A 273-nucleotide genomic window follows, 5' to 3' on the forward strand; every position below is an offset into this window, starting at 1 on the left:
CCTCTGCCACGGCCGCGAGCAGCGGGCCGGCGAGTCCGGCGAGCACGTCGGCGAATACCGGCACGACCAGTCAGCAGCAGTCGAAGCCTTCGGTGCCGCCTTATGGTCTCGGCTGGACGGTCAAGGGCACCTACAAGAAGACGGCTGTGTCGGGCAGCGGCAAGGTGGGAGGCGTGCTCGCGCTGCAGGACACGACGCGACCGTTCCCCGTGCAGGCTGATGTGAAGATCGGCGATACGCATATCGCGCTGGCCGGTACCGTGACCGCCCCGG

At 68.5% G+C, this 273-nt stretch carries 1 pseudogene; it reads left to right on the plus strand.

Annotated elements, in window-relative coordinates:
- A pseudogene (locus SB764_RS40235) lies at nt 1–273 on the plus strand (AsmA family protein); the annotation flags it as partial.

The sequence above is a fragment of the Paraburkholderia sp. SIMBA_027 genome (genome assembly GCF_046535315.1).
Taxonomy (GTDB): Bacteria; Pseudomonadota; Gammaproteobacteria; order Burkholderiales; family Burkholderiaceae; genus Paraburkholderia; species Paraburkholderia tropica.